The organism is Rathayibacter sp. AY1A7 (assembly GCF_002930845.1).
Classification (GTDB): domain Bacteria; phylum Actinomycetota; class Actinomycetes; order Actinomycetales; family Microbacteriaceae; genus Rathayibacter.
This window is the reverse complement of the sequence record NZ_PSTL01000017.1, coordinates 38,993-60,844: the sequence shown is the minus strand read 5'-3', so window position 1 is coordinate 60,844 and position 21,852 is coordinate 38,993. Positions and strand designations below refer to the sequence as shown.

Here is a 21,852-nt window from a genome sequence, read left to right as displayed (position 1 = left end):
GAACTACGCTCCCTTCACGGCGTTGCGAACGAACACGAGGCGACCGCGGGCACCGGGGACGGCGCCCTTGACGAGCAGCAGGCCCTTCTCGGCGTCGACGGAGTGCACCTTGAGGTTGAGCACGGTGACGCGCTCGCCACCCATGCGACCGGCCATGCGCATGCCCTTGAAGACACGGCTGGGGGTCGAGGAGGCGCCGATGGAGCCGGGCTTGCGGTGGTTGCGGTGCGAACCGTGCGAAGCCGAGACGCCCTTGAAGTTGTGACGCTTCATGACACCGGCGAAGCCCTTGCCCTTGCTGGTGCCGACGACGTCGACCTTGGTACCGGCCTCGAAGACGGCGTCCACGGTCAGCTCCTGGCCTGCCGAGTAGTCGGCGGCGTCGGAGGTGCGGACCTCGGTGAGGTGGCGGCGGGGGGTGACGCCCGCGGCGTCGAAGTGACCGGCGGCGGGCTTGTTCACCTTGCGCGGGTCGATCGCACCGGCGGCGAGCTGGACGGCGGTGTAGCCGTCCTTCTCCTCCGTGCGGACCTGGGTCACGACGTTGGGGCTGATCTCGATGACGGTGACCGGCACGAGCTTGTTGTTCTCGTCCCAGACCTGGGTCATTCCGAGCTTGGTGCCGAGGAGGCCCTTGCTGGTCTTCAGCGTGGGGGAAACAGTGACAGACATGGTGGCACTCCTCCTTAGAGCTTGATCTCGATGTTGACGTCGGCCGGCAGGTCGAGGCGCATGAGCGAGTCGACGGCCTTGGGCGTCGGGTCGATGATGTCGATGAGGCGCTTGTGGGTGCGCATCTCGAAGTGCTCGCGGCTGTCCTTGTACTTGTGGGGAGAACGGATCACGCAGACCACGTTCTTCTCGGTCGGCAGCGGCACGGGGCCGACCACCGTTGCACCGGCACGGGTGACCGTGTCGACGATCTTGCGCGCCGACGTGTCGATGACCTCGTGGTCGTACGACTTCAGTCGGATGCGGATCTTCTGTCCCGCCATGTGTGATCTCTCACTCTCTTGTTATTGCGTCGTACGCGACTCCCCCGGCCGGAGCCGGACTCGTCTCGCATTGGACGCGCTCGCGAAGGAACTCCGGTGACCCGGAAAAGTGCAACCAGTGTTCTTCTGTCAAAAGCACCGCACCCCTGGGGCGCTCCGATCGGCGTGCAGAACGCACGACGCACGGAGAGACCGTTGAGATGTCGGTTGTTGTCGTTCTGCTACCCGCCGCCTCGACGTCGCATCCGCGTGGCCGCCCTCTCGGGTCGAGCCTCCGCGATGCCGTCTCGGCACTGCCTGGCAGTGTCCCCCTCCGAGCAGCACGCCGCCCGAGAGGAAATTTTGAACTAGAAGAGTCTCCCACAGATGCCCCACCCCTGCAACCCGGGCGTGTCGCGCCGGAGGGCTCCTCCGCGAGCACGTCGTGACGGCCCTGGGGAGCCGGTCGCTCCGAGCAGCAGCGCGGGTCGGAGCGCCTCCCCCGCTACTCGAAGAGCAGCGCCCGGACGGCGGTCTCGGCCGACGCGGGGCGCGACGCGTCGATGGTCTCGCCGGCGCGGAAGTGGTCCAGCAGCCGCGGGTCGACGTAGCTGGCGCGGGCGACCGTCGGCGTGTTCCCGAGCACGTCCGAGGCGTCGCGCATCGCCTGGGCGATCGCGGAGTTCCGAGCGCGCTGCGTGGCCTGCGGGCCCGACTTCGCCAGGCTCAGCGCGGCCGCGACCGTGCCGTGCAGAGTGCGGAAGTCCTTCGCCGTGAAGTCGTCGCCGGCGCGCTCGCGCACGTAGTCGTTGATCTCGGGTGCCGAGATCGGCCGCCACTCCCGCCCGTCCTTCCAGGCGAGCAGGCGGGCGTTCGGCCCGCGACGCTTGAGTGCACGGACGACGCGCGAGAGATCGTGGTCGAGGATCTCGCTCGTCCACGCCTGGTGGCTCTTCCCGGGGAAGGCGAGGGCGACCCGGTCCCCGTGGGTCGTGGCGTGCGCGCACAGGAGCGTCGAGAGGCCGATGCTGCCGTGCTCCTTCGCGTACCTCTCGCTGCCGACGCGGAGCGACCCGGTGTCGAGCATCCGGAAGGCGGTGGCCAACGCGCGCTCGCGGCTGGGTCCGTCCGAGCGGAGGGCGATGGTCACGGCCCGGCGCGCCCCGGGCAGGGCCTCCGCGAGCCGCAGCGCCCGGTCGAACTTGATCCGGTCCTTCTGCTCGCGCCAGGTCGGATGGTAGATGTACTGGCGGCGGCCGGCCGAGTCGACGCCGGTGGCCTGGATGTGCCCGTTGGGGTACGGGGCGATCCAGACGTCCGTCCAGGCCGGCGGGATGCCGAGACGGTCGAAGCGCACGCGCAGCTCCTTGTCGGCGACGGTCGCGCCCTTCGGGTCGCGGTAGCTGAAGCCGGAGCCCGCGCGCACCCGGGTGTAGCCGCGCCCGCTCGAATCGGTCCTGCGGAGTCGTTGCGCGCGAGTGTCAGCCATCGATCCGACGATAGGACGGCGGATCGGAGGCCCGCACCCGCTTGACGGCGGGGAGGAGCAGTCGGACGGCAGCCGCTACTCGTTGCCGATCCGCTTGTCGGCCTGGCGCTTCAGGTCCTCGATGCGGTCGTCGTACTTGCCGTTGGTGAGGCGGCTGGCGATCTCGCCCGCCTTCTCGAGGGTCTGGTCGGAGACCTGCTCGGCCTTCTCGCTCCGCAGCGCGTCCTGGGCCTTCCGGCTGTTGAGCAGTTCGCCGGCCTGGCGTCCGAGCTTCCCGAGATCCACGATGATGCCTCCTTGTAAACGCGCACAGGGCGGCGCGTGCCTCAGTGTGGCGCTCCCGGCTGGGGGAACGGTGCGGGCGCGCCGGTCAGCCGGCCAGTGCGATCACCTGCTCCGCTGCGTCTGCCAGGGCGCGGCCGTAGGAGGGACCGTGACCGGCGGCGTGGACGGCGAGCGGGTGCAGCTGGTGGAGTGGCACCCGCTCCTCGTAGCCGGCCCCCAGCGGATGCTGCTCGCGGTAGCCCTTGAGGACGGCGTCGAGGTGCGGAGCACCGAAGAGGGCCAGCATCGCCAGATCGGTCTCGCGGTGTCCCCCGTGAGCGGCGGGGTCGATCAGGACGGCGCCGTCCGCCGTCCAGAGCACGTTGCCGGTCCAGAGGTCCCCGTGGATCCGGGCGGGCCCCGCACCGTCGTCGAAGGCTCCGGCCGCCACCCGGTCCAGAGCCTGCTCGACGAGCCGCGACTCGGCTGCCGTGAGGTTGCCCGCCTCCACGGCGGGGCCGAGGAACGGCCGCACCCGCTGCTCCGCGTAGAAGCGCCCCCACGAGTCGTCCGGGCGGCACGGCATCTCGCGGCGGCCGATGTAGGCGGGGCCGGTCCATCCCGGGGGCGGCGCTCCGAACGCCGCGGCTCCGGCGTCGTGCGTCCGGGCGAGCGCGGCGCCGAAGGCCCGAGCCGACTCGGCGGAGGGTCGCGCGGAGCGGATCTCCTCCAGCTCGATGCGCCCGGGCGACACCCTCTCCACCCCGACACAGCGCGCACCGCCGTCCGCCGCGCGCAGCCAGTCCAGGCCGGCCGCCTCCCACTCGAAGAACTGCGGGAGGGCACGGGGGTCGCTCTTCACGAAGGGCATGCCGCCACGCTAGCCGGGCGTCCCCGGGAACGACGAGAGGGGCCGCCCGCCGAAGCGGACGACCCCTCTCGAGAGATCAGTAGGACGGACCTACTTGATGATCTTGGTGACCGTACCGGCACCCACGGTGCGTCCACCCTCACGGATGGCGAAGCCGAGGCCCTCCTCCATGGCGATCGGCTGGATCAGCGCGACCGTCATGTCGGTGGTGTCGCCGGGCATGACCATCTCGGTGCCCTCGGGCAGCGTGATGACGCCGGTGACGTCGGTGGTGCGGAAGTAGAACTGCGGACGGTAGTTCGCGTAGAACGGGTTGTGACGCCCACCCTCATCCTTGGACAGGATGTACGCGGTGCCCTCGAAGTCCGTGTGCGGCGTGACCGAACCCGGCTTGACGACGACCTGGCCGCGCTCGACGTCCTCGCGCTTGGTGCCGCGGAGGAGCAGACCGCAGTTCTCGCCGGCCCAGGCCTCGTCGAGCTGCTTGTGGAACATCTCGATTCCGGTGACCGTGGTCTTCTGCGTCGGGCGGATGCCGACGATCTCGACCTCGGAGTTCAGAGCGAGGGTTCCACGCTCCGCACGGCCGGTGACGACGGTTCCACGACCGGTGATCGTGAAGACGTCCTCGATCGGCATGAGGAACGGCTTGTCCTTGTCGCGCACCGGGTCCGGGATGGACTCGTCGACCGCGTCCATCAGGTCGAGGATCGACTGGGTCCAGGTGTCGTCGCCCTCGAGGGCCTTGAGGCCGGAGACGCGCACGACGGGGGCGTCGTCGCCGGGGAAGCCCTGCGACGAGAGGAGCTCGCGGACCTCGAGCTCGACGAGCTCCAGGATCTCCTCGTCGTCCACCATGTCGGCCTTGTTCAGCGCGACGAGGAGGTAGGGGACGCCGACCTGCTTGGCGAGGAGGACGTGCTCACGGGTCTGAGCCATCGGGCCGTCGGTGGCGGCGACCACGAGGATCGCGCCGTCCATCTGGGCCGCGCCGGTGATCATGTTCTTGATGTAGTCGGCGTGACCCGGGGCGTCGACGTGCGCGTAGTGGCGCTTCGGCGTCTCGTACTCGACGTGCGAGATGTTGATCGTGATGCCGCGCTGGCGCTCCTCGGGAGCGGAGTCGATCGACGCGAAGTCACGCTGGACGTTGGTCGCGGACGGGAACTTGTCCGCCAGAACCTTCGAGATCGCCGCGGTGAGCGTGGTCTTTCCGTGGTCGACGTGACCGATGGTTCCGATGTTGACGTGCGGCTTGGTCCGCTCGAACTTGGCCTTAGCCACTGTGGGTCCTCCTCAGGACTTAGGTGCAAGCATCCGCATCCGGGCGGCCGCACGGGGCGGCACGAGGACAGGAGGACTTGCGGGGGTTTTGTGTACGTATGTTACCGGCAGTGGTCGTGCGGCCGTCCCGCTGCGACAGGGGGCGCGCTGCACTCGGCAGCAAACCCGCACGACACTACCAGGCCGCCGCCGTTCCGGGGAACGGCGACGGCCCAGGGGCGGAGCTACTCGCCCTTGTTCTTCTGGACGATCTCCTCGGCCACGGCCTTGGGGACCTCGGCGTAGGTCTCGAACGTCATCGAGTAGACGGCGCGGCCCGAGGTCTTCGAGCGCAGGTCTCCGATGTAGCCGAACATCTCGGACAGCGGGACGTTGGCCCGGATGACCTTGATGCCGGTGGCGTCCTCCATCGACTGGATCATCCCGCGACGCGAGTTGATGTCGCCGATGACGTCGCCCATGTACTCCTCGGGAGTACGGACCTCGACGGCCATGAGCGGCTCGAGGAGGACCGGCTGCGCCTTGCGCGAGGCCTCCTTGAACGCGATCGAGCCGGCGATCTTGAACGCCATCTCGGAGGAGTCGACGTCGTGCGCCGCTCCGTCGACCAGGGTCGCCTTCACGCCGACCATGGGGTAGCCGGCGAGCACGCCGACCTGCATGGCGTCGCGGATGCCCGCGTCGACGGAGGGGATGTACTCGCGCGGGACGCGGCCACCGGTGACGCCGTTGACGAACTCGTAGGTCTTGTCGGCCTCGACCTCCATCGGCTCGATGGTGATCTGGACCTTCGCGAACTGGCCGGAGCCACCCGTCTGCTTCTTGTGGGTGTAGTCGTACTTCTCTACCGTGCGGCGGATCGTCTCGCGGTACGCGACCTGGGGCTTGCCCACGTTGGCCTCGACGTTGAACTCGCGCTTCATGCGGTCGACCAGGATGTCGAGGTGCAGCTCGCCCATTCCCTTGATGACCGTCTGACCGGTCTCCTGGTTCTGCTCGGTGCGGAAGGTGGGGTCCTCCTCCGCGAGCTTCTGGATCGCGGTGCCGAGCTTCTCCTGGTCCGCCTTCGTCTTGGGCTCGATGGCGACCTCGATGACGGGCTCCGGGAAGGTCATCGACTCGAGCACGACCTGCGCGGCCGGGTCGCTCAGGGTGTCACCGGTGGTGGTGTCCTTGAGGCCGATGACGGCGTAGATGTGGCCGGCGGTGACCGAGTCGACCGGGTTCTCCTTGTTGGAGTGCATCTGGAAGATCTTGCCGATGCGCTCCTTCTTGCCCTTGGTCGAGTTGATGACCTGGGCGCCGGAGTCGAGCTTGCCCGAGTAGACGCGGACGTAGGTCAGGCGGCCGAAGAACGGGTGCACGGCGACCTTGAACGCGAGCGCCGAGAAGGGCTCGGTCGAGTCCGCGTGGCGCATGATGACCTTCTCCTCGTCGCGGACGTCGTGCGCCTCGATGGCGGGGACGTCGAGCGGGGAGGGGAGGTAGTCCACGACAGCGTCGAGCATCGGCTGGACGCCGCGGTTCTTGAACGCCGAGCCGCAGAGCACCGGGTAGATCTCGGAGTTGACGGTCATCTTGCGGATGGCGCCCTTGATCTCCGCGACGGTGAGCTCCTCGCCGCCGAAGTACTTCTCGAGCAGCTCGTCGGAGGTCTCCGCGACGGTCTCGAGGAGCTTCTCGCGGTACTCCGCCGCCTTGTCGGCGAGGTCGGCCGGGATCTCCTCGATCTCGTACTTCGCGCCGAGCGCGACGTCGCCCTTCGAGTCGCCGCGCCAGGTGAGCGCGCGCATCTCGACCAGGTCGACGACGCCCTCGAAGGAGGACTCCGCGCCGATGGGCAGCTGGATGACCAGCGGCTTCGCGCCGAGGCGCTTGATGATCGTGTCGACCGTGTAGTAGAAGTCGGCGCCGAGCTTGTCCATCTTGTTGACGAAGCAGATGCGCGGGACGTCGTACTTGTCGGCCTGACGCCAGACGGTCTCGGACTGGGGCTCGACGCCCTCCTTGCCGTCGAAGACGGCGACGGCGCCGTCGAGGACGCGGAGCGAGCGCTCGACCTCGACCGTGAAGTCGACGTGACCGGGGGTGTCGATGATGTTGATCTGGTTCTTGTTCCAGAAGCAGGTCGTCGCGGCGGACGTGATCGTGATGCCGCGCTCCTGCTCCTGCGCCATCCAGTCCATCGTCGCGGCGCCGTCGTGGACCTCGCCGATCTTGTGCGTGATACCCGTGTAGAACAGGATGCGCTCGGTGGTGGTGGTCTTGCCGGCATCGATGTGGGCCATGATGCCGATGTTGCGGACCTTGTTCAGGTCGGTGAGCACATCTTGTGCCACGGAGTTCCTCCGATAGGTGATGGAGCCAGCGCACCGGGTTCATGGCCGAATGGCTGGGATTCTGGTGGTGGCGGTCGCCCGGTCGCGGGGATCGGGCGATCCGCCGCCGGGACCGGGCCCGCAGCGGTGACGCCGCGGGCCCGGTGGTCGCGGTCGCCCGGGGGCGGCCGCGGGGTGCGCTACCAGCGGTAGTGCGCGAAGGCCTTGTTCGACTCGGCCATCTTGTGGGTGTCCTCGCGACGCTTGACAGCGGCGCCCAGACCGTTCGACGCGTCGAGGATCTCGTTCATGAGACGCTCGGTCATCGTCTTCTCGCGACGGGCCTTCGCGTAGCTGGTGAGCCAGCGGAGCGCAAGGGTGTTGGCGCGGTGGGGCTTGACCTCGACCGGGACCTGGTAGGTCGAGCCGCCGACGCGGCGGCTGCGGACCTCGAGGGTCGGGCGGACGTTGTCGAGCGCCTTCTTGAGGGTGACGACCGCGTCCTGGCCGTTCTTGCCGGCGACGCCCTCGAGGGCACCGTAGACGATGCGCTCGGCGAGGCCCTTCTTGCCGTCCAGGAGGATCTTGTTGACGAGCTGGCTGACGATGGGGGCGCCGTAGACGGGGTCTGCGACGACGGGGCGCTTGGGAGCGGGGCCCTTACGAGGCATTACTTCTTCTCCATCTTCGCGCCGTACCGGCTGCGAGCCTGCTTGCGGTTCTTGACGGCCTGGGTGTCCAGGGCGCCGCGAACGATCTTGTAGCGGACACCGGGGAGGTCCTTGACGCGACCGCCGCGCACGAGCACCATCGAGTGCTCCTGCAGGTTGTGGCCCTCGCCGGGGATGTAGGCGGTGACCTCGGTGCCGTTGGAGAGCTTCACGCGGGCCACCTTGCGGAGGGCCGAGTTCGGCTTCTTGGGCGTGGTCGTGTAGACGCGCGTGCAGACGCCGCGCTGCTGGGGGTTGGCCTTCAGGGCGGGCGCCTTGGTCTTGGTGACCTTCGGCGTGCGTCCCTTGCGGACCAACTGCTGAATCGTTGGCACTGGTTTTGCTCCTTGAATGCTGCACGGTGACAGCGGATCGATGGTCGACATTCGGCCCTCCCGTCTCCGGGAACGGCCGAGTTCATCTGGACCCGACGCACCCCGCGGCCCCGCGAGCGGGACCGGGAGGGTGAGGGGTATGCCGTGGGGGCCGCCCGATCGGACGAACCCGCGGATCCTCGCGGACCCGGTGGAGCGAAGTGCGGCGACCGCATCGACCCGGAGGCACGACACGAGCGCACGGCAAAGCGCACACCCGAAGAACATTACGGGGAGTGACGGGGCCGGTCAACCGAGCGGCGTTCGCCCTGGGAGATGCCGCAGCGCCGCGACGAGCCGCGCCGGGACTCCGCCGTCACTCCCGCTCGTCGCCCTCCCAGCCCCAGTGGGGGCTGCGGCCGCCGGCGTCGCGACGGGCCAGGAGCAGGAGGAACACGAGCTGGACGGCGGCCGCGAGCACGCCGGTCGCGATCGCGAAGACAGTGGGGGCGTGGTCGAGGATCCAGCCGAGGATCTCCCCCGGCTCCTGGCGGCCGAGCCCGTAGAGCGCTCCGCCCGTGACGAGGAAGAGCAGGTAGACGACGACCCCGGTCAGCAGCGACGGGCCGAGGACGCGGTGGACGGCGGGACGGGCGGCGAGGGTCACCATCGCGACCAGCACGGCGACGACGCAGACCGCCACCGACACCGGCCCCAGCAGCGGGCCGGCGTCGCGCTCGGGCACGACGTCCTGGTCCAGCAGGAGGCTGAGGACCCCGAACGCGCAGACGACCAGGGCGAGGTAGAGGAACGCGGCGAAGCCGGCCAGCGCGAGGCCGTAGCCCAGGCCGGCTCCGCGGCCCTGCCCCTGCCCCTCCGGAGTCACGACTGCGCGGCCGCTTCGCGCTCGGCGTTGCGGCGCTTGACGCCCCGGGCGCGGCCGGCGATCGCGGCGCCGCCCCAGACGCTCGCCTCCCGGCCGAGGACGCCGGCGGCGAGGACCGCCGCGAGGACGGCGGGATCGCTGACGTAGTCGAGCGCGAGGGAGCGGTCGATCGGCAGGGCGAGCGGTCCGACGGCGCTCCAGCCGCCGACCAGCGCGGCCGCGGCCGTGAGGAGGGCGACGAGGAAGCCGCCGAGGACGTAGGCCCACCAGCCCGCGCGGTTCACGACCAGCACGATCAGCGCCAGGCCGACCAGGAACGCGGCCACCGGGGCGAGGAAGAGCGCGGTCGGCGCAGCGTCGAGCGCGAGGGCGACCGGGTCGCCGCCGACGCGGTCGACGAGGAGGCGGATCGCCGTCAGGGCGACGAGGTACAGGACGGCGAAGACCGCGGTCGTCAGGAGGGCGAGCGCGAGGCCCGCGAGGCGGTTGCCGGAGCGCCGGACCGGCTCGGGCTCGGCCTCGACCGGCCCGAGGGCGCTGGGGGCGGACGCCGCGGCGGCCGGGGCGGCGGGCTCGACGGTCGGCTGCCGACCCGTCACGGGCTCGGGCCAGACGTACTCCCGGGTCGGCTGGGGTCCGGTTCCGCCGGACGTCTCGGTCGCGGAGGGGATCCGCGTGGTCTCGGCGTCGCTGCTCCAGGTCACCCGGACAGCATAGGCACGCCTTCCGCCGCGCCCGGTGCGCCGCGCGGCTCCCCGTCGACGGGGGACAGCGCCGACCGTCTACTCGAGCGGGTGGAGGAGGCGGTGCAGGAACTGCCGTGTGCGCGGCTCGCGCGGCTCCCGGAGGATCTGCGCAGGGGCGCCCCGCTCGACGACCACGCCGTCGGCCATGAAGACGACCTCCGAGGCCACCTGCCGGGCGAACTCGAGCTCGTGCGTCACGACGAGCATGGTCCAGCCCTCCCCCGCCAGCTCCCGCATCAGCGAGAGCACGTCGCCGACCAGCTCCGGGTCCAGCGCCGAGGTGGGCTCGTCGAAGAGGAGCAGATCGGGCCGCAGCGCGAGCGCCCGGACGATGCCCACGCGCTGCTGCTGACCGCCGGAGAGCTCGAAGGGGTAGGCGCTCCCCCGGCCGCCGAGGCCGACGCGCTCGAGCAGGCGCTCCGCCTCCGGGACCACCTCGGACGCGGGACGGCGCTGCACTCGCAGCGGCCCCTCCGTCACGTTCTGGAGGACGGTCAGGTGCGGGAAGAGGTTGAAGTGCTGGAAGACCATCGCGGAGTGGTCGCGCAGCCCGGTCAGCGCCTTCCGTCCGACGCCGCGGTCGAAGTCGAGGACACTGCCGTCGGCGAGCTCGACCACCCCGCCGTCCGGCACCTCGAGGCTGTTCAGCGAGCGCAGGACGGTGGTCTTGCCCGAGCCGGACGGCCCGATCAGGGCGACGACCTCGCCGCGGTGGACCTCCAGGTCGATGCCGCGCAGCACCTCCACCCCGCCGAACGACTTGCGGAGGCCGCGGGCCGTGAGCACGGGCCGGGCGTCGGTCGGAGTGTCAGCGGGCGACATAGCGGTCCAATCGCTTCTCGAGCAGGCCCTGGCCGCTGGAGAGCACCAGGCAGATGAGCCAGTAGATCAGAGCGGCCTCGAGGTAGAGGAGCATGAACTCGCTCGACGCGGTGGCGATCTTCTGCGCCTGCCGGAAGAGCTCGGTCACCAGGATGAGGGAGGCCAGCGAGGTGTCCTTCACCAGCGAGATGAAGGTGTTAGACAGCGGGGGGACGGAGACGCGCGCGGCCTGCGGGAGGATGATGCGCCGCAGCGAGAGCGAGCGGCTCATGCCGATCGTGTGCGCCGCCTCCCACTGCCCCTTCGGGACGCTGAGGATCGCCGCGCGGATCACCTCCGCCGCGTAGCCGCCCACGTTGAGGGCGAACGCGATGGTGGCGCTGGGCCAGGGGTCGATCTTCAGTCCGAGGCTCGGCAGCCCGTAGAAGATCACGAACAGCTGCACCAGGAGCGGCGTGCCCCGGATGACGGAGATGTAGGCGCGCGCGATCCAGGAGAGGATCCGCACCCGCGAGAGCCGCATCAGGGCGACCGCCAGCGCGAGCACCAGCCCGATGGCGAAGCTCGCCAGCGAGAGCGGGATCGTCCCGACGATGCCCCCGGAGAGGATCGGCCAGAACGACCGGAGGACGAGGTCCATTGTGTTCTCCCGCCTTCGCGGGAGGATCCGCGGTCGGCTCGATCGGGTGGTGGCGTCGGGGGCGGATCGTGTCCGCCTCCTGGGGAATGCTGGCACGCTTCGCGCCGGGGCGGGCGCCCTTGCGGGCGGACCCGCTGCCTGAGCCGCTCCGCCGCTCCCCCGCGTCGGGGCCGCTCACGCACGAGACGGCCCCTCCCGGAAGGGGAGGAGCCGCCTCGGGGTGGGGCTACTGGGAGACGTCGGCTCCGAAGTAGCGCTCGGAGATGGAGGCGAGGGTGCCGTCCTCGCGCAGCTCGTCGAGGGCGGAGTCGACGGCCTCGACGAGGTCGTCCGAGCCCTTCGGGAAGGTGAAGGCGCTCTCGGAGGTGTCGTCGGTGGTGACGGCGACCTTGAGGCCCGCGGCCTGGTCGGGGTAGGTCGTGGACCAGTCGAGCCAGGTGAGGCGGTCGTTCACGGTCGCGTCGACGCGGCCCTGCTCGACGAGGGCGATGGCCTGCGCCCAGCCCTCGACGCCCTCGACCTCGGCGCCGTTCTCCTGCGCGACGGTGTACCAGTTGCTCGAGAGCGACTGCGCGGTGGTCTTGCCGGAGAGGCCGGCGAGGTCGGTGATCGAGGTGTCGCTCGAGGGGACGATCACGACGCCGGGGCTGACCGAGTACGGCTCCGAGAAGTCGTACTTCGCCTCGCGCTCGTCGTTGATCGAGACCTGATTCGCGATCACGTCGAAGCGCGCTCCGTCCAGGCCCGCGAACATCGCGTCCCACTGCGTCTCCTGGAAGTCGGGCTCGACGCCCAGCTTCTCGGCCACGGCGGTGATCACGTCGACGTCGTAGCCGGTGAGAGCTCCGGTCCCGCCGTCGGCGTGGAAGGAGAAGGGCGGGTAGGTGCCCTCGGTGCCGATGGTGAGCTTCCCCGAGTCCTCGACCTCGGCCAGGGTCAGACCGGAGCTCGCGGAGGCGGTTCCCTCGCCGCTCGAGCCGGAGACCACGTCGTCGGTCGAGGCGGGCGCGCAGCCGGCGAGGACCAGGGCGGCGGCGGCGGCGGTCGTGCCGAGCAGGACGCGCAGGGAGGTGCGGGCGGAGAGGGTCACGGTGTTGTCCTTCGGTGCATCACGGAGTCGTGGCGGTCCCGCTGCGCCGGATGCGGCGCGGGGATCGACGAGGGGACGGGTCGTCCCGGGGCGGACCGCTGCTCGGCGGAACCGCCCGGAGTGACGATAACCAGTGGAGGGGGCGGCCCTATTCCCGCATGTCGCCGTGTGACGCCGGGAGTCCGGCCAGGAAGTGCTCGGCACCGGCGACCTCGTCGCTCGTGAGGCCCGTCGCCGACTCCGGACGCACCAGGTGGAAGGGGGTGCTCTGCTCGCGGGCCCAGTCGTAGGCGTCCTCGTGGAGGTTGTCGTCGATCCACACCACGGCGTCGATCGCGCCGCGCTCGGCGGCCGCCTCCAACCACACCGCGATGGGCTGGAGCTTGCCCGTCCGGCCCGGGAACCGCGGGTCGCGCGGGAGGCCGCCGTCGAAGACGATCGCCTCCGTGCCCGCCGGCAGCCCGAGGTCCTGGGCGAGGACCCGCGTCAATCTCGGCGGCCAGGTCGTGGCCCACACGATCGTGCCGACCGCGGCCAGGCGGGCGACGAGCGCCGCCCGCTCGGGCTCGAGCTCCAGGCGGTGCGAGCCCGAGGCGCGATCGCTGCTGACGGAGGGGTTCAGGACGCCGTCGACGTCGAGCAGGATCAGGGCGGCCATGCCTGTCACCGTAGCGGCGGCGGGGCGGATCGCGCGAGGAGCGCTAGCGTGACGGGATGCCTCCGTCCCTCCTGCTGCCGGGAGGCCGCACAGCTGTGCTGGGGCCGGATCCCGTGCGGCCGGAGGCGCTGCTGCTCACGGTCGACGGCGCGGAGCAGTCGCTGATCGATCCGGGCGATCCCCGTGCTCTGCACCTCGAGTACCTCGCGCGCCTCGGCGCGGTGGTCGACGCCGCCGCCCCGCCCGGCGAGCCGCTGCGCGTGCTGCACCTCGGAGCCGGAGCCCTGGCCCTGGCCCGGTACGTCGCCGCGACCCGGCCGGGCTCCGAGCAGCTCGCCGTGGAGAGCGCGGCGGGACTCGTGGAGTTCGTGCTCGAGCACGCGCCGCTCCCCCGCGGCGCGCGCGTCCGACTCCTCACGGCCGACGCCGCAGGGCCCCTGCCGCCCTGGAGCGCCGACCTCGTCGTGCTCGACGTCTACGACGGGGACGAGATCCCGGAGGCGTTCTACCGCGCGTCCGTCCTCGCTCCGCTCGCCGCCCGGGTCGGCGCCGACGGGCTCCTCGCGGTCAACGTCGCCGACGACGCCGACCACCGGAGGCTGGACCGCCTGCGCGGGGTGGTCCGCGAGCTGCTCCCGGTGACCGCAGCGGTCGGATCGACCGCCTTCGTCGAGGGGCGCACCGGCGGGAACGCGATCCTGCTCGCCTCAGGCTCGGCGCTCGCCGACCACGTCGCCGGCCGCCTGCTGCAGGCCGGCCCGCACCCGGTCTCCGCCGCGGCGGATGGCGACGTCGTGGTCGCCGAGGTGGCGGTAGAAGTCGACACGTGAGTCGAGAGTGACGCCGGTCTCGAGGTACTTGGCGCGGATCCGCTTGATGTAGGTGCGGACGGTGTGCTCGGCGACGCTGAGGTCGACCGCGACGGTGCGGACCGCGGCACCCGCTCCGTAGGCGCGCATCACCCGGCTCTCCTGCGGGCTCAGCACCGGGCGGCGCTCCTCGCGCCCGTGCACGAGCCGGTGGCGGGCGGTGTCCGAGATCCAGGTCCGGCCGGAGGCGACCGAGACGACCGCCGCCGCGAGCTCGCTGGGGTCGTCGCCCTTCCAGACGTAGGCCGCCCTCTCCCGTCGCAGCACGGCCCGCACCGGCTCCAGGGAGTCGGAGGAGGAGAGCACGACGAGGCCGACGGTCCGGGCCGCCGCACGCTCGAGGGTGTCGGCCACCTCCTCGCCGGGCACGCCGTCCAGGTCGAGGACCGCGATACGGTCGACGCCCTGCTCGTCGTGCGAGAACTGCGGCAGCAGCTGCGCGAGCAGCGCCTGCAGCGCGGCGCGCTCGATCGCTGGTCCGTCGACGACGGCCAGCGTGAACCGATCGAATCCGGTCACGGGGGTCCCCTAGCAGGGGCAGGTTCGGGTCCGCCCCGGCTGCACCGTAGCGGTCCGCGACGTCGTCGTGCACGTGATGGGACATTCCGTCTCAGTGGGAGGACGCCCCCAGAGCACTCCGGATCGGCTCACGGAGCGCGTGGAGGACCACCCGCGGCACCGTCTCCGGCTAGTGTCCCTCTCCATGGACGACAGCGCAGAGGGCTCCCGGCGGGCCCGGAGGATCCCCGCGGAGCAGGTCCGCAGCCGCATGATCGCCACGGCGCGCGACGTCGTCTCGAACCACGGCCTCACGGTGAGCTTCGCGCACCTGCCCATGGAGGAGTACATCCGCCTGGCCGGCGTGCCGCGCAGCTCCGTCTACCGGATCTGGAGCACGCGCGAGGAGTTCGTGGCCGACCTGGTCGGCGAGGTCTTCGTGCGGGACCGGTACGCGGAGGGCGCCGATCCCGAGGCCCAGCAGGAGATGCGCGAGGTCTACGAGCGCTCCACCGATCTGCTCTCCACGGCCGCCGGCCGCCGCCGGGTCGCCTGGGAGACCATCCGCATCGGCGCGCGGGCCAATGCCGAGTCGCTCCGCCGCTCCGCCGACTGGTCGTCGTACAACGCGCTGCTCGCCTGCACCTTCTCGATGGAGGAGGGGCCTGCACGCGACGCCGTGCGCGCCACGGCGAAGCGGATCGAGGGCATGCTCACGCGCCGGATGCGCGACTTCTACGAGGAGACGCTGCAGGTCTTCGGCGGGACGATGCGCCCGGGATTCACGACGCTCCAGCTCGCCCACCTCACCGCGATCGTGATCGACGGGCTCGCGCACCGCGGCCGGCTCCTCGACGACGACCTCGACGCTCCGGTGACCGCCCCCGGCCTCGACGGCGAGCCGGTCGAGTGGACTCTGGCGGCCTGGACGATCCGCTCGATCGTCGACGGGATGCTGGAGCCGGTCGCGGAGGACTGAGCGGACCCCGCGACCCGGATCACTCGTCCGGTTCGGTGAACCCGTCGATCAGCAGCAGCACCGACACCACCGCCAGTGACGGCCCCTCGGGATCGGCCGGGTCGAGCGGGCCGGTCACCAGCTCCGGTGCCGCGATCCGCGCGATGCACAGCCCCTCGATCAGGGCCGAGACGGCGGAGGCGAGAGCGGCGGAGCCGCGGTCCGGGCGCAGCCGGAGCCCCGCCTCGGCGAGGGTGTGCTCGTAGTACTTCGCCATGTTGTCGATGAAGTGCAGCTGGCGGGCGCGCAGAGCGGATCCGATGGCGGTCCGCGCCGGCTCTTCGTGCGAGCCCACCGCGCCGGCGAGAGCGATGAAGTTGCGCCAGTGCTGCGACGAGAAGACGTTGTCGACGTTCGCATCGACGGCGACCCGGACGGAGGCGATCAGGGCCTCGCGGCGCTGCGCCGGGGTCGGCTCGGGGTCGAGGCTGCGGTGGAGGTGGGAGTTCCCGGCCCGCAGGGACGGCTGGTCGAGGCGGGTGGCGAGGACCCGCTCCGGGATCGCGGCGATCAGCTCGTCGTAGAACGCCTGGCGAGTGGGCCAGATCCGGTACACGGTGCTGCGCGGAACACCCGCCGAGCGGATGACGTCCTCGAGGGGCAGGTGGGCGACTCCGACGCGCAGGCCCTCGGCGCGGACGACCGCGAGAGCGGCGTCCAGCAGGCGGGTGCGGACCTGCTCGCGGGTCAGGCGGGGAGGACGCGCCGGCTCCTCCGCATCGAGGGGGTCGTCGCTCATCAGGCCTCCGGCGCCGGGATGCACGGAGGAGCCTCCGACATCTACTGTCCAGCCGAGCGTACCCGGAGGGAGCGCGGAACGTGAGAGGAGATCGGAGACGGGCGCGGCCCGCGCATGCGGCTCGGGTGCCGCGCGGGCCGCGCTGCCTGTCCCCCAGGCGGCCTCCCCATGGGCCGGTCCGACCGTATGCTTCCCGACAGACGTCCGTCAACTGACGCGACATGGTGTCTCCTCGGCGGTGTCCGCCGACCGGTCACGAGGACCGCCTCCGGGACTCCTCCGCCGCCGGGAGCGCCCTCGCCGCGGTCTGCGCTCGAGAGGCGTGCGGAGCGGACAGCTCGCCCGCGACGACGTCCGACACGACGCCGGTGGCGTGCTCGACGAGGTCGACGTTCCGGGTCAGCCGCGCGTGGTGGCACGGGCTCGCGTCGACGTCGACCACGAGCTTCGCGAAGCGCAGAGCATCGCCGAGCCGCGCGAACGGCGAGAGCTCGGCGACGAGGGACGGCACGTCCGCCGCGGCGAGGTAGGTGTAGCGGCAGGTCGAGACCACGTAGTCGTCGACTCCGGCCGTCGCCGATCCGGTTGCGACCATGATGTCGCCGAGGTCGACCGGCGCGGTGGCGAGGCCGAGCGCCACCGCGGCGGTCACCTGGATGTCACCCACCAGTGCCGTCACGTGCACGCCGGCGGGCCAGGGCGGCAGGGAGCCGAGCTCGGTCGATCCCGTCCGCAGGCCCTTGCCCGCCGCCGAGGCGAGGGCGTCGATCATCGGCACTCCCGTGCACTCCCCCGCGTGCTCGGCGTCCTCCGAGACGGCGTCCCCGCAGGAGGCGAGCATCGCCGAGACGCTCAGCCGGCTCTGCGGGTCCAGTCCTGCGATCACCGCGGGGCTGACCTGGCCGGAGTCGTCGACCATTCGTCCGAGGCGCTCCGCGACGTCGGATCCCGTGTTCGGGGTGCCGAAGGTGAGGACGGACGAGACCATCGAGGCGACGGCGGTCCCGTCGACTGAGCCGCTCAGCGCCTGGCGGGCGGCGAGCCCTCCCATCGAGTGCGCGACGACGACGGCGCGGTGCCCGGTCGCGGAGACGAGGCAGGCGATCGAGGAGGCGAGCGCGTCGCTGATCCCCGGGTCGGTGACCCAGCGCGCGGCGAGCCGGCGGTAGTCGAAGGTGTAGACCGCGGCGCCGTCGATCTGCTGCAGCCGGCCGAGGAGGGACGGCTCGGGAGCATCGAGCGGAGCGGTCGCCGACTCCGACGACACCATGTCGACGAGATGGGAGAAGGCCCCTGTGCGGTCGGCGTCGTGCGTCGCCGTGCCCAGCCAGCCGTGCAGCATCACGATGGGGACCAGCGCGGCGGCGGAGCGCGGCCGGACGTCGTCGCCCGCGAGCACAGGAGCCAGCTCCGCGACGCCGCAGGACGAGGGTGCGACCGCCTCTGCCGCCTCCGCCCGCCCCGCGGGCACCACGACGACGCCGACCACCACGAGCAGTGCGGCCAGCACGACGATCACGAGTCTCATCCGCGCGTTTCCTCACGTGCCGCGACCAGGACGGGGAACGGGTACAGGCTCGACCCGACGAGCACCCATCGAGTCAATCACCCCGCTCCTGCGGGGAAGGCCGCTCGTCGCGAACGGGCGGCCCCCCGTGCGGGTGACCGCGGGTCGGGGACGACGAAGGCCCCGCCGGTGTCCCGACGGGGCCTTCGATCGTTCAGCTCACCTGGATCAGCTGTAGTTGCCCGGCTCGTAGCCGTCGCTCGAGAACGAGTCGAAGTCGACGAACGAGAGGTCGGCGTCGCTGAACGCGGCGTCGTCGGCGAAGATGCGGTTGGGGTACCGCTCGGCCTTCGCCTCCTCGGTCGCCTCGACCGACACGTTCCGGTACTTGGGCAGACCGGTTCCCGCCGGGATCAGCTTTCCGATGATCACGTTCTCCTTCAGGCCCATCAGCGGGTCGCGCTTGCCCTCCATGGCCGCCTGCGTCAGGACGCGGGTGGTCTCCTGGAAGGACGCGGCCGACAGCCACGACTCGGTCGCGAGCGAGGCCTTGGTGATGCCCATGACCTCCTGGCGGGCGGACGCGGTCCGCTTGCCCTCGGTCAGAGCCGCACGGTTGACCTCGCTGTAGCGCGAGCGGTCGACGAGCTCGCCCGGCAGCAGCTCCGTGTCGCCGTGGTCGACCACGGTGACCTTGCGGAGCATCTGACGCACGATGACCTCGATGTGCTTGTCGTGGATCGGCACACCCTGCGAGCGGTAGACGCCCTGGACGCCGCCCACCAGGTGCTTCTGGACCTCGCGGACGCCCAGCACGCGCAGGACCTCCTTGGGGTCGACCGTTCCGACGTGCAGCTGCTGCCCGAGCTCGACGTGCTGGCCGTCCTCGATGAGGAGCTGCGAGCGCTTGAGCACCGGGTAGATGACCGCCTCGTCGCCGTTGTCCGGCTGGAGGATGACGCGGCGGGCACGGTCGGTGTCCTCGATGGTGATCCGGCCGGCGGCCTCCGCGATCGGCGACGCGCCCTTGGGGGTGCGGGCCTCGAAGAGCTCCTGCACGCGGGGAAGACCCTGCGTGATGTCGTCGGCCGAGGCCGATCCACCGGTGTGGAAGGTGCGCATCGTGAGCTGCGTGCCGGGCTCGCCGATCGACTGGGCCGCGATGATGCCGACGGCCTCTCCGATGTCGACGAGCTTGCCGGTGGCGAGCGAGCGGCCGTAGCAGGCCGCGCAGACGCCGACGGCGGACTCGCAGGTCAGGACGGAGCGCACCTTGATGTGGCGCACGCCCGCTCCGACCAGCTTCTCGATGAGCACGTCGCCCACGTCCTCGCCGGCCTCGGCGACGAGCTCGCCGGCCTCGTTCGACGCCGGGGTGGCGAGCGAACGGGCGTAGACGGAGTTCTCGACGTTGGAGTCCTTGATCCAGGCGCCGGTGGCGTCCTGGAGCATGATCGGCAGGTCGAGGCCCTTCGAGGTGCCGCAGTCCTCCTCGCGGATGATGACGTCCTGCGAGACGTCGACGAGTCGACGCGTCAGGTAGCCCGAGTCCGCGGTGCGGAGCGCGGTGTCGGCCAGGCCCTTGCGGGCACCGTGCGTGGCGATGAAGTACTCGGCGACCGACAGGCCCTCGCGGTACGAGGAGATGATCGGTCGGGCGATGATCTCGCCCTTCGGGTTGTTCACCAGGCCTCGCATGCCGGCGATGTTGCGCACCTGCAGCCAGTTGCCGCGGGCACCGGAGGTGACCATGCGGTTGATGGTGTTGTCCGTCGGGAAGTTCGCGCGCATGGCCTTGGCGACCTCGTCGGTCGCCTCGGTCCAGATCTTCACGAGCTCCTGGCGGCGCTCGGCCTGAGTGGTCAGACCCTTGTCGTACTCGGACTCGACCTTCGCGGCCTTCTTCTCGTAGCCCGCGATGATCTCGGGCTTCGACGGAGGCGTGAGGATGTCGGACAGCGCCACGGTGACACCCGAGCGGGTGGCCCAGTAGAAGCCGGCGTCCTTGATCCGGTCGAGGGAGGCGGCGACCTCCACCTTCGGGTAGCGCTCCGCGAGGTCGTTGACGATCCCGGAGATGGTCGTCTTGTCGGCGACCTGCTCGAAGTAGGGATAGTCGACCGGCAGCGCCTCGTTGAAGAGGGCGCGGCCGAGCGTGGTCTCGAGGAGGACCGGCGCGGTGACCTTGCCGTTCTCGTCGATCTCGACGCCCTCGGGTGCCTGACCCTGCGCGAAGTACACGTCCGACATGCGGATCCTGACCTTCGAGTTCAGGTGCAGCGAGCCCTGGTCCTTCGCGAGGATCGCCTCCGAGACGGAGGAGAACGCGCGGCCCTCGCCGGCGGCGCCCTCGCGGATCGTCGTCAGGTGGTGGAGGCCGATGATCATGTCCTGCGTGGGCAGGGTGACCGGACGGCCGTCCGAGGGCTTGAGGATGTTGTTCGACGCGAGCATCAGGATGCGCGCCTCGGCCTGGGCCTCGACGGACAGCGGCAGGTGGACGGCCATCTGGTCGCCGTCGAAGTCCGCGTTGAACGCGGCGCAGACGAGCGGGTGCAGCTGGATCGCCTTGCCCTCGACCAGCTGGGGCTCGAAGGCCTGGATGCCGAGACGGTGCAGCGTGGGCGCGCGGTTCAGCAGGACGGGGCGCTCGCGGATGATCTCCTCGAGCACGTCCCACACCTGCGGGCGCGAGCGCTCCACCATGCGCTTGGCGGCCTTGATGTTCTGCGCGTGCGACAGGTCGATCAGGCGCTTGATCACGAACGGCTTGAACAGCTCCAGCGCCATCTGCTTGGGCAGACCGCACTGGTGCAGCTTGAGCTGCGGGCCGACGATGATGACCGAGCGGCCCGAGTAGTCGACGCGCTTGCCCAGCAGGTTCTGGCGGAAGCGACCCTGCTTTCCCTTGAGCATGTCGCTCAGGGACTTCAGGGCGCGGTTGCCGGTTCCGGTGACGGGGCGGCCGCGGCGGCCGTTGTCGAAGAGGGCGTCGACCGCCTCCTGGAGCATGCGCTTCTCGTTGTTCACGATGATCTCGGGGGCACCGAGGTCGAGCAGGCGTCGGAGTCGGTTGTTGCGGTTGATCACGCGACGGTAGAGGTCGTTCAGGTCGCTGGTCGCGAACCGGCCTCCGTCGAGCTGCACCATCGGGCGCAGCTCCGGCGGGATGACCGGGACGACGTCGAGGACCATCGCGGCCGGCGAGTTGCCGGTGGCGAGGAACGAGTTGACGACGCGCAGGCGCTTGATGGCGCGGATCTTCTTCTGACCCTTGCCCTCGGCGATCTGCAGGTGCAGCGTCTCGGCCTCGGCCTGGAGGTCGAATTGCTCGAGGCGCTTCTTGATCGCCTCGGCGCCCATGTAGGCCTCGAAGTAGACGCCGTACCGGTCGACGAGCTCGTTGAAGACCGCGTCCTCGGGCTTGAGGTCGCCGACCTTGAGAGTGCGGAACTGCTCCCACACGCTCTCGAGCCGCGCGATGTCCTCGTCGAAGGACTTGCGGATCTGGCCCATCTCCTTCTCGGCGCCGTCCTTGGTGCGGCGCTTCTGGTCGCTCTTGGCGCCCTCCGCCTCCAGGGCGGCGAGGTCGGTCTCCAGGCGCGCCAGGCGGTCCGCGATGCGGGAGTCGCGCTGGTCCGAGAGGGTCTTGATCTCGAGCCGGAGCTCGTTCTCGAGGCCGGGCATGTCGGCGTGACGGCCGTCGTCGTCCACGTCGATGATCATGTACGCCGCGAAGTAGATGACCTTCTCGAGGTCCTTCGGCGCCATGTCCAGCAGGTATCCGAGGCGCGAGGGGACGCCCTTGAAGTACCAGATGTGGGTGACGGGGGCGGCGAGCTCGATGTGGCCCATCCGCTCGCGGCGGACCGAGGACTTGGTGACCTCGACGCCGCAGCGCTCGCAGACGATGCCCTTGAAGCGGACTCGCTTGTACTTGCCGCAGGAGCACTCCCAGTCGCGAGAGGGTCCGAAGATCTGCTCGCCGAACAGGCCGTCCTTCTCGGGCTTCAGGGTGCGGTAGTTGATGGTCTCGGGCTTCTTCACTTCACCGTGCGACCAGCGACGGATGTCATCGGCCGTTGCGAGGCCGATGCGCAGCTCATCGAAAGTGGTTACGTCGAGCAATGTTTTCTCCTTGTCGGAAAACAGGGT

At 70.7% G+C, this 21,852-nt stretch carries 20 protein-coding genes; 1 reads left to right on the top strand and 19 read right to left on the bottom strand.

The window, feature by feature from the left end; all coding sequences use genetic code 11:
- Window positions 1-3 precede the first annotated feature (3 nt).
- The 16 genes from rplC to C5B95_RS12870 form a co-directional block, all read right to left on the bottom strand.
- Window positions 4-672: a 50S ribosomal protein L3 gene (gene rplC, locus C5B95_RS12945; protein ID WP_104224566.1), complete on the bottom strand. Its 669-nt coding sequence runs from the start codon at window positions 670-672 to the stop codon at window positions 4-6.
- A 14-nt stretch (window positions 673-686) separates the two neighbouring features.
- A complete protein-coding gene (gene rpsJ / locus C5B95_RS12940; RefSeq protein ID WP_005050520.1) occupies window positions 687-995 on the bottom strand; it encodes a 30S ribosomal protein S10 in 309 nt (102 codons plus the stop codon).
- 484 nt (window positions 996-1,479) lie between these two features.
- Window positions 1,480-2,463 carry a DNA topoisomerase IB gene (locus C5B95_RS12935; RefSeq protein ID WP_104349349.1) on the bottom strand — a complete coding sequence of 328 codons (984 nt, stop codon included), beginning with the start codon at window positions 2,461-2,463 and terminating at the stop codon, window positions 1,480-1,482.
- Window positions 2,464-2,538: 75 nt separating this feature from the next.
- A complete protein-coding gene (locus C5B95_RS12930) occupies window positions 2,539-2,748 on the bottom strand; it encodes an antitoxin (protein WP_159939075.1) in 210 nt (69 codons plus the stop codon).
- A gap of 85 nt (window positions 2,749-2,833) precedes the next feature.
- The gene (locus tag C5B95_RS12925; RefSeq protein WP_104349348.1) at window positions 2,834-3,598 is read right to left on the bottom strand and encodes a fructosamine kinase family protein; all 765 of its coding nucleotides are present in this window, start codon (window positions 3,596-3,598) and stop codon (window positions 2,834-2,836) included.
- A gap of 90 nt (window positions 3,599-3,688) precedes the next feature.
- Complete coding sequence (gene tuf, locus C5B95_RS12920) at window positions 3,689-4,882, bottom strand: elongation factor Tu (protein WP_104224570.1); 1,194 nt, start codon at window positions 4,880-4,882, stop codon at window positions 3,689-3,691.
- A 224-nt stretch (window positions 4,883-5,106) separates the two neighbouring features.
- Window positions 5,107-7,221 (bottom strand): elongation factor G, encoded by a 2,115-nt coding sequence (gene fusA / locus C5B95_RS12915; protein ID WP_104224571.1) that lies wholly within the window; start codon window positions 7,219-7,221, stop codon window positions 5,107-5,109.
- A gap of 179 nt (window positions 7,222-7,400) precedes the next feature.
- Window positions 7,401-7,871, bottom strand: coding sequence for a 30S ribosomal protein S7 (gene rpsG / locus C5B95_RS12910; protein ID WP_068251443.1), 471 nt, complete (start codon window positions 7,869-7,871; stop codon window positions 7,401-7,403).
- On the bottom strand, window positions 7,871-8,245 hold the full coding sequence (gene rpsL, locus C5B95_RS12905) for a 30S ribosomal protein S12 (protein WP_011186743.1): 375 nt from the start codon (window positions 8,243-8,245) through the stop codon (window positions 7,871-7,873). The genes rpsG and rpsL overlap by 1 nt, the downstream gene beginning before the upstream one ends.
- A 355-nt stretch (window positions 8,246-8,600) precedes the next feature.
- Entirely contained in the window at window positions 8,601-9,110 is a 510-nt protein-coding gene (locus tag C5B95_RS12900) for a DUF6121 family protein (RefSeq protein WP_104224572.1), read from the bottom strand.
- Window positions 9,107-9,814 carry a hypothetical protein gene (locus C5B95_RS12895; protein WP_104329127.1) on the bottom strand — a complete coding sequence of 236 codons (708 nt, stop codon included), beginning with the start codon at window positions 9,812-9,814 and terminating at the stop codon, window positions 9,107-9,109. Before C5B95_RS12895 ends, C5B95_RS12900 begins: the two co-directional genes overlap by 4 nt.
- A 78-nt stretch (window positions 9,815-9,892) precedes the next feature.
- Window positions 9,893-10,678: an amino acid ABC transporter ATP-binding protein gene (locus tag C5B95_RS12890; protein ID WP_104224573.1), complete on the bottom strand. Its 786-nt coding sequence runs from the start codon at window positions 10,676-10,678 to the stop codon at window positions 9,893-9,895.
- Window positions 10,665-11,318 (bottom strand): amino acid ABC transporter permease, encoded by a 654-nt coding sequence (locus C5B95_RS12885; protein WP_104349347.1) that lies wholly within the window; start codon window positions 11,316-11,318, stop codon window positions 10,665-10,667. The genes C5B95_RS12890 and C5B95_RS12885 overlap by 14 nt, the downstream gene beginning before the upstream one ends.
- Window positions 11,319-11,544: 226 nt before the next feature.
- Window positions 11,545-12,408 (bottom strand): amino acid ABC transporter substrate-binding protein, encoded by an 864-nt coding sequence (locus C5B95_RS12880; protein ID WP_374953121.1) that lies wholly within the window; start codon window positions 12,406-12,408, stop codon window positions 11,545-11,547.
- A 148-nt stretch (window positions 12,409-12,556) separates the two neighbouring features.
- Window positions 12,557-13,066: an HAD domain-containing protein gene (locus C5B95_RS12875; protein ID WP_104349346.1), complete on the bottom strand. Its 510-nt coding sequence runs from the start codon at window positions 13,064-13,066 to the stop codon at window positions 12,557-12,559.
- Between the two features lie 707 nt (window positions 13,067-13,773).
- Window positions 13,774-14,454, bottom strand: coding sequence for a LuxR C-terminal-related transcriptional regulator (locus tag C5B95_RS12870; RefSeq protein ID WP_104349345.1), 681 nt, complete (start codon window positions 14,452-14,454; stop codon window positions 13,774-13,776).
- A 184-nt stretch (window positions 14,455-14,638) separates the two neighbouring features.
- Between C5B95_RS12870 and C5B95_RS12865 the strand changes: the two genes are divergently transcribed.
- The gene (locus C5B95_RS12865) at window positions 14,639-15,412 is read left to right on the top strand and encodes a hypothetical protein (protein WP_146076607.1); all 774 of its coding nucleotides are present in this window, start codon (window positions 14,639-14,641) and stop codon (window positions 15,410-15,412) included.
- A gap of 19 nt (window positions 15,413-15,431) precedes the next feature.
- On the opposite strand, the gene C5B95_RS12860 is transcribed toward C5B95_RS12865, so the two are convergent.
- The 3 genes from C5B95_RS12860 to C5B95_RS12850 all read right to left on the bottom strand — a co-directional run bounded on the left by C5B95_RS12860 (window position 15,432) and on the right by C5B95_RS12850 (window position 21,825).
- Window positions 15,432-16,190 (bottom strand): TetR/AcrR family transcriptional regulator, encoded by a 759-nt coding sequence (locus C5B95_RS12860; protein ID WP_104292491.1) that lies wholly within the window; start codon window positions 16,188-16,190, stop codon window positions 15,432-15,434.
- Window positions 16,191-16,443: 253 nt separating this feature from the next.
- Entirely contained in the window at window positions 16,444-17,718 is a 1,275-nt protein-coding gene (locus tag C5B95_RS12855) for a triacylglycerol lipase (protein WP_104224579.1), read from the bottom strand.
- A gap of 207 nt (window positions 17,719-17,925) precedes the next feature.
- Window positions 17,926-21,825: a DNA-directed RNA polymerase subunit beta' gene (locus tag C5B95_RS12850; protein ID WP_104224580.1), complete on the bottom strand. Its 3,900-nt coding sequence runs from the start codon at window positions 21,823-21,825 to the stop codon at window positions 17,926-17,928.
- Window positions 21,826-21,852: the final 27 nt, after the last annotated feature.